The organism is Bifidobacterium pullorum subsp. saeculare, assembly GCF_016899725.1.
In the GTDB taxonomy this organism is placed as follows: domain Bacteria; phylum Actinomycetota; class Actinomycetes; order Actinomycetales; family Bifidobacteriaceae; genus Bifidobacterium; species Bifidobacterium pullorum_C.
On record NZ_JACLYU010000007.1, the window covers coordinates 81,124 to 87,936 of the forward strand.

7 protein-coding genes and 1 pseudogene are annotated in these 6,813 nt (G+C 67.2%); 1 reads left to right on the forward strand and 7 read right to left on the reverse strand.

Annotated features, from left to right (window positions below):
• Nucleotides 1-98: 98 nt before the first annotated feature.
• Complete coding sequence (locus H7U32_RS05170; RefSeq protein WP_204468681.1) at nucleotides 99-728, reverse strand: 3'-5' exonuclease; 630 nt, start codon at nucleotides 726-728, stop codon at nucleotides 99-101.
• Between the two features lie 224 nt (nucleotides 729-952).
• On the opposite strand from H7U32_RS05170, the gene H7U32_RS05175 reads away from it, so the two are divergent.
• Nucleotides 953-1,861, forward strand: a complete 909-nt coding sequence (locus H7U32_RS05175) for an SPFH domain-containing protein (protein ID WP_204468698.1) — start codon at nucleotides 953-955, stop codon at nucleotides 1,859-1,861.
• Between the two features lie 24 nt (nucleotides 1,862-1,885).
• Here the strand turns inward: H7U32_RS05175 and H7U32_RS05180 are convergent, their stop codons facing one another.
• The 6 genes and pseudogenes from H7U32_RS05180 to H7U32_RS11790 all read right to left on the reverse strand — a co-directional run.
• A complete protein-coding gene (locus tag H7U32_RS05180) occupies nucleotides 1,886-3,802 on the reverse strand; it encodes a 1-deoxy-D-xylulose-5-phosphate synthase (protein WP_204468683.1) in 1,917 nt (638 codons plus the stop codon).
• Between the two features lie 151 nt (nucleotides 3,803-3,953).
• Nucleotides 3,954-4,691: an amino acid ABC transporter ATP-binding protein gene (locus tag H7U32_RS05185; protein ID WP_323804587.1), complete on the reverse strand. Its 738-nt coding sequence runs from the start codon at nucleotides 4,689-4,691 to the stop codon at nucleotides 3,954-3,956.
• Between the two features lie 44 nt (nucleotides 4,692-4,735).
• Nucleotides 4,736-5,296: an L-2-amino-thiazoline-4-carboxylic acid hydrolase gene (locus H7U32_RS05190; protein WP_204468687.1), complete on the reverse strand. Its 561-nt coding sequence runs from the start codon at nucleotides 5,294-5,296 to the stop codon at nucleotides 4,736-4,738.
• Nucleotides 5,297-5,410: 114 nt separating this feature from the next.
• Nucleotides 5,411-6,118, reverse strand: a complete 708-nt coding sequence (locus H7U32_RS05195; protein WP_204468688.1) for an amino acid ABC transporter permease — start codon at nucleotides 6,116-6,118, stop codon at nucleotides 5,411-5,413.
• A complete protein-coding gene (locus H7U32_RS10755; protein WP_239457530.1) occupies nucleotides 6,105-6,407 on the reverse strand; it encodes a hypothetical protein in 303 nt (100 codons plus the stop codon). Before H7U32_RS10755 ends, H7U32_RS05195 begins: the two co-directional genes overlap by 14 nt.
• 118 nt (nucleotides 6,408-6,525) lie before the next feature.
• Nucleotides 6,526-6,642: pseudogene (locus tag H7U32_RS11790) on the reverse strand (amino acid ABC transporter permease); the annotation flags it as partial.
• Between the last annotated feature and the right edge of the window lie 171 nt (nucleotides 6,643-6,813).

The following is a 6,813-nucleotide window of genomic DNA, read 5'->3' on the forward strand; positions in this document are numbered from 1 at the left end:
GCTTCCGTACCGTCAATGGACGGCAAGCCACGACGCGGGGCCTTACCGTATAAGGGTTCGCCTTCCAGCCGGGTGCCGCACCGCACCGCGGAGAGCCGCTAGTCGCACACCAGACGCTGGTGCAGCGCCTCGGTGCCGTCGGTGGCGGGGGTGGGGACGAAGCGGAAGCCGTCGGCGAACAGGCCGGAACGGTCGAGCACCCAGCCGCGCATCCATTCCAGGCACTGGTGCGTCTGGATCGCATCGCTCAGCGCGCGATGCTCCTCCGTGTCCGCGATGCCGAAGCGCTGGATCAGGTCCACCAGGCGATGCCGCTTCTGCGTGGGGAACAGCGCGCGGCTGATCTGCATCGTGTCGTAATCCACGCAGGCGAACGGCACGCCTGCCACACGGCGCGACGCATGGTCCAGGAAACGGATGTCGAACCCCACATTGTGCCCCACCACCGGCAGCGCGCCGGCCGGGGCGGCCAGCCACGCCAGGAACGCGGGCAGCGCCTCGTCCAGCGGCGGCTGGTCGGCCACCATCGCATCGCTGATGCCCGTCAGCCGGGTCACCTGCGCGGGAATCGGCTTGAGCGGGTTCACCAGCTGCTGGAAGCGGCTGACGATGGCGCCGTCGCTCACACGCACCGCGCCGATCTCCGTGATCCGGCAGCTGTCCGGGTAGAAGCCGGTTGTCTCCAGATCCAGCGCCACATACTCGCGGGGAAAATCGTGATCGGTCATCCTTGCCTTCCATCACAACGCAACCGTTGGCATACCGGGCGGCATACCAGGCGCGCAGAGTGCTCGATTACCAACGATAACCAAACGATATAGCCACGCCCTGATAAGCGCGGCGTGCCGGTTGCCGCCATACCTCGGGGCGCGGCTGGCGTTGGTACGATGGGATCGGGCGTGGCGACGGATGCCATGCCGCTTCATAGGGGAAGGAGACGGATATGGACGCAATGGACACAATCATCGTGGGCTGGGTCATCGCCCTGCTGATCATCGTGGTGGTCATCGCCCTGCTGGTGGCGGCCATTTTCGTGGTGCCGCAGCAGCAGGCGTATATCATCGAGCGCTTCGGCAAATTCCACAAGGTGCAGTTCGCCGGCATCCACATGCGCATCCCGGTGGTGGACCGCATCGCGATGAAGACGAATATGCGCGTCGCCCAGTTGGACGTCAAACTGGAGACCAAGACGCTCGACAACGTGTTCGTCACGGTGGTGGCGTCCACGCAGTTCCGTGTGAACCCGGAGAACGTGGCCACCGCGTACTACGAGCTGCGCGACCCGGCCGGCCAGCTGCGCAGCTACATGGAGGACGCTCTGCGCAGCGCCATTCCGGCGCTCACGCTTGACGACGCCTTCGCGCGCAAGGACGATGTGGCCTTCGACGTGCAGAAGACCGTGGGCAACGAGATGAGCCGATTCGGCTTCACCGTGGTCAAGACGCTGATCACCGCCATCGATCCGAGCCCGCAGGTCAAGGCCGCCATGGATTCGATCAACGCCGCCCAACGCGAGAAGGAGGCCACGCGCCAGCGCGCCGAGGCGCAGCGCATCCAGATCGAGACGCAGGCCGCAGCCGAAGCGGAGAAGACCCGCCTGCAGGGCGAGGGCCAGGCCAACTACCGCCGCGAGATCGCCAACGGCATCGTCGACCAGATCAAAAGCCTGCAGGCCGTGGGCATGGACATCAACGACGTGAACAACGTGGTCCTGTTCAACCAGTACCTCGACGTGATGCGGTCGCTGTCCGACTCGGCGAACGCGAAGACGGTGGTGCTGCCCGCCTCCACGCCCGGCGGCTACCAGGACCTGTACGAGCAGGTCACCAAGGCCATGCTCACCGCCGCGGAGACCAAGTGACGGCCTGCGCGGCGCCGGCGCGGCTCAGAGCGCGGCGAGGACGCGGCCGGCGATGGCCCGCGGCGTCAGCCCGTAGCGCTCCTCCAGCTGCGCCAGCGGCACGCGGTCGGTGAACTCCTTGGCCGCGCCCACGTTGAGCACCCGCGGATCGCGCCCGGGGGCGCCGTCGCGCCGGTTCGCGTAATACGCGGTCACCTTGGCGCCCCAGCCGCCCTCCAATTGGCCGTCCTCCAGCGTGACGACGAGTCGATGCCTGCCGCGCAGCGCCTCCAGCGCCGCCTCGTCCAGCGCGGAGAAGCAGCGCGGGTCGACGATCGTCGCCCGGACGCCGGCCTCGTCGGCGAGCAGGTCCGCCGTCCGCTCGGCCAGCGGATGCGTGTTGCCCAGGGCCACGATGGCCACCTGGCCGCCCGCTCGGGTGACCTGCCAGCGCGTCCAGTCCGTGGCCGCCGCCCCGTCCGGGGTGGCGGGGGAGAGGGCGCCGTCCGCGGTGTCACGGGCGAGGATGGCCTCGCCGGGCACGCGGATGACCACCGGCCCCGGCGTGGCGGAGCCGCGCCGCGCCGGGTCGGTGGCCCAGGCGAGCATGCCGAGAAAGTCGGTGCCGCTGGTCGGCGCCAGGCACACGAGGTCCGGGATGTTACCGAACATCGCCAGGTCGTAGGCGCCGGAATGCGTGTTGTCGGAGCCGGACAGACCCCCGAGGAAATCGAGCAGCGTCACCGGCATCCGGTTCAGGGCGAGCTCCTGGAAGAACTGGTCGTAGGCGCGCTGGAAGAACGAGGCGGTCGTCGCCACCACCGGCGTGCCGCCGGCCTTCGCGATGCCGGCGGCCACCGCCACCGCATGCGATTCGGTGATGCCGGTGTCCACATAGTGCGCGCCCGCGCGCTCGCGGAAGGCATGCGTGATGCCGTTCGACCCCGGCGTGGCCGGGGAGACGACCACCAGGCCCGGCTCGGCGGCGAAGCGGCGTTCCAGGGCGGCCATGGCCAGCTTGCCATAATGCTTGCGCGGGTCGTCCGGGCGTCCCAGCGCGCTGTCCGGCATCTGCCAGTGCGCGGCCTCGCAGCGACCCGCGTGCAGATGGCTGCCCGAAAGGTCGCATGCGTCGGACACGCCGTGCCATCCGGGGTCGCCGACGGACGCCGGTGCCGGCGCCGCGCATGCGCAGGCTCCCTCGGCCGGCAAACCCAGGCCCTTGGTCGTATGGATGTGGACGACCACCGGGCGCGTGGCGCCCCGCACCTCGCGGAACGCGCGCACCAGCGCCAGCACGTCGTTGCCGTCCTCCACATAGCGGTAGTCCAGGCCGAAGGCCTTGAACAGGTTCGGCTCCGCGGTGCCACCCGAGGCGCGCAGGCGGGCCAGCGGGCCGTACATGCCGCCGAAGTCGCCGGAAATCGACATCTCGTTGTCGTTGAACACGATCACCATGCCCGTGCCCTGCTCGGCCGCGTTGTTGAGGCCTTCGAACGCGACCCCGGAGCTCAGCGATCCGTCGCCGATGACGTCCACCACGTCGCCGTCGCGGCCCTCCAGGTCGCGCGCCTTCGCCAGGCCGCAGGCCAAGGAGATCGACGTGCCGGTGTGCCCGAGCACGAACTGGTCGTGCTCGCTTTCCTCGGGGTTGGTGAACCCGGTCACCTCGTTGGCGTGCGCCGGGTCGAAATACGCCCGCGCACGGCCGGTCAGCATCTTGTGCACATAGCTTTGGTGGGACACGTCGAACACGATGCGGTCGCGCGGCGAGTCGAACACGCGGTGCAGGGCCACCGTCGCCTCGACCATCCCCAGATTCGAGCCGATGTGGCCGCCGTGCCAATGGCCGTAGTCGAGGAGGGCGGCACGGATCTCGGCGCACAGATCGGGCAGCCGCCCCTCCGGCAGCGCCTTCACGTCGTCCGGTCCGCCGATCCGCGCCAGCAATCCCTCGACCATGCCATTCCTCTCTCGCAGGCGTCCCGGGCGGCGCCGGGGCGCAGCCTTGCCAACCGGAACATCCTATCGATATCCGGCCCGCGTCACGCCGCGGGCGGGGAATGCCCCCAATCTCTTCATACTGCGCGTCGCGGGCCGGCGTCGCGGGCGATTACGCCGGGGACACATGGCGTAGGAAACCGGCGATGCGCGGCGATGACGGATGGTCGATGATCTCTTCGGGAGTGCCCTGCCCGAGGATGCGCCCGCCGTCCAGGAAGACCACGCGGGTCGCGATGCTGCGTGCGAAGCGCACCTCATGTGTGACGATCACCATCGTGACGCCGCTGTCTGCCACTGCCGCGATCGCATCGTGGACATCGCCGACACGTTCGGGGTCCAGCGCCGAGGTGGGCTCGTCGAAGAGGATGACGTCGGGTTTGAGCGCCAACGCGCGCGCAATGGACACCCGCTGCTGCTGCCCGCCTGATAATTGCGAAGGATACCGGTCGGCATACGTTTCCATTCTCACCGCGGCGAGCGCTTGGCGCGCAGTGCGATCCGCCTGCGTTCGGGATACGCCACGCACCACGGTCAGCCCCTCGGTCACGTTACGCAGCGCCGTACGGTTTCGGAACAGGTTGTAGCTTTGGAACACCATGGCGGTTTTGCGTCGCAATGCAAGGATACTTCTGCCTGGTACGTGGCCGGCGTAATCGAGCGTAACCCCGTCGACGCGCACAGTGCCGGAATCGGGCCGTTCCAGTGCGTTTATGCAGCGCAGCAGCGTCGTCTTCCCCGAACCCGATGGCCCGAGGATGGCCAACACCTCGCCCCTGCCTACCGACAAATCGATGCCATGGAGGACCTCGGTGCCACCGTGGGATGCGTGAATGGCGTGCACCTCCACGATAGCGCGGTGGATAGGGCCTGCGTTCCGCTGCGGTTGCCCCGTCATGCGCGCCCACCGCCTTCGCTGTCTTCACTGCCTGCGTTGCCGCCCTGTTGTTCCGCAGGCTGTTGGCGGGTGAACCGCAGCACGCACGTGGGGTTCCCGTCCGCGATTGTGCCTTCCAAATCAAAGCGCATGTACGGGAATTCGTCGGCGAACGCATGGTCCCCGGCCATCGCAATCGCGCACAGGCGTGAAATCTGCTCCGGCGTTTTGCCTTGCCGCACCCATGCCGTCACATAGGGGCAGTAATGGAAATCGATGCGCAGTTCGTCATCGGTCCGTGTCACGGTCTCCATTTCGTAGACGCCCCGGTTGTGGTCGGTGCCGAAGGAATCGGCGAATTCAGCGAATGAATCGGGGTCTTTCATAGTCCGGCGGAATGCCGTCGCATTGTCTGTGCCGTAGTCGGCTACCGCGTCGTAGGCGAACTGGTCGTCGAGACCGTGTTTGGCCGCCTCGTCGACCATGCGGCTGATGGTCGCCGCGCGCCGTTCGGAAATCTCCCTGGCCGCGTCGATGGTGGCGTCGTGCAGATGCGGCACATTGTGTTCGTATGCCATGCTTCCTCCCTGAGGGTGTGGTCGTTGGATGAGGATGAATGTGTGGATGGATGCGGATGCTGGCGGTTGCGGGACGCCGGGGGCGCCTAGGCGTGGCCGTTGCGCCCCGGTCCGTCACGCCACGGCGGTGAGAGGCTTGAGCCGTCGGTCCAGCCATCCCGAAGCGCCTTCGATGGCGGCGCAGGTTGCCCAGTAGATGACGGCCGCATCGAGGTATGCCTCCAGATACTGGTATCCGTCGGCCGCGCTGATTTGCGCGGTCGCCAGCATCTCCGTCACGTTGATGAGCGAGGCCAGACTGGTGCTCTTGAGCAGCCACACGCCGTAGTTCGTCAGTCCCGGCAGGGCGATGGCCAAGGCTTGGGGAATGACGATGCGTGTGGCCGTCTGTACCCGCGTCATGCCGACCGCCGCCGCGGCCTCGGCCTGCCCGCGGTCCACGGCCTGTGCCGACGAGGTCACCACGTCGGTGAGGTAGGCGCTGAAATTGCAGGCGATGGCGATGACCGCTGCCGGGAAATACGGCGGATGACGCGGGTCGAATGACATGAGCCCGATGCTGGCGAGCCAGCGCGCCGCCAGCGGCACCGCGTGATAGCAGAACAACAGCTGAAGCGCGAGCGGCACGCCCTTGATGAATGTGTTCACCGCGCTGACGAACCATCGTAGCAGCGTGGCGCCGGAGAGGATCACGCAGCCGAACCCCAGCGCCAGCAGGCAGGCGATTAGCATCGACCAGACGGCCAGGAGCAGCGTCGTCGGCAAGCCGGCGAGCACGACAGGCAGGTCGGCGATCATAAAGTCGTAGTCAAGCCCGCTCATGCCAGACTCCCTCCGTGCCGTGCCGTGCCATGCGCCGGGACACCAGGTTGAACGCCAGCTCCAACAGTGCGCACAGTATGGCGTACATGACGGCCGCGGCGCCGAGGATCCACAGCTGGCCCAGGCCATAGCGCGCCGCGACCACAGTTTTCGCATAGCCGAGCAGCTCCACCGCGCCGATGGAGTAGGCGATGGACGTATCCTTGAGCACGGCGATCGCAAGATTCTTGAGATTCGGCAGCGCCGTGCGCAGCGTCTGCGGCACAATCACGTGGATGAGATTCTGCACGGGGCTGAAACCGATGCTGCCCGGCCTCGATCTGCCCGCGGTCGACGCCCAGATATCCGCTGCGCAGCGCCTCGCCTATGAAACAGGAGAGATTCAACGTGGCGGCGATCATATAGAACGCGCCTGCTGGCCAGCTGTCGAGATCCGCGCCGAACCGGGCGCACAGGCGTGGCAGACCGAAAAACACGAGGTACAGTTGCACGATGCCGGGCGTGCCGCGGAAAAAGGAGACCATCACCGTCGCGATCCAGTGCAGCGGTGTGTGTCTGGGGGTGCGGTCGAAAGGTTGGACGCGTGGGTGTCTGGATTGGAGTCCGATATGTGTGGCGAGGAGCAGCGTCGCGGGGCGGTCGATCTGTATTTCCGGGATGGCGTGTCGTTGAGGAGGACGATCGCGGTGCCGGGC

What these genes read in the sequence shown, in the direction of transcription:
- H7U32_RS05170 (WP_204468681.1), bottom strand. Translation starts at nt 728, where the DNA reads ATGACCGATCACGATTTTCCCCGCGAGTATGTGGCGCTGGATCTGGAG.
- H7U32_RS05175 (WP_204468698.1), top strand. Translation starts at nt 953, where the DNA reads ATGGACACAATCATCGTGGGCTGGGTCATCGCCCTGCTGATCATCGTG.
- H7U32_RS05180 (WP_204468683.1), bottom strand. Translation starts at nt 3,802, where the DNA reads ATGGTCGAGGGATTGCTGGCGCGGATCGGCGGACCGGACGACGTGAAG.
- H7U32_RS05190 (WP_204468687.1), bottom strand. Translation starts at nt 5,296, where the DNA reads ATGGCATACGAACACAATGTGCCGCATCTGCACGACGCCACCATCGAC.
- H7U32_RS05195 (WP_204468688.1), bottom strand. Translation starts at nt 6,118, where the DNA reads ATGAGCGGGCTTGACTACGACTTTATGATCGCCGACCTGCCTGTCGTG.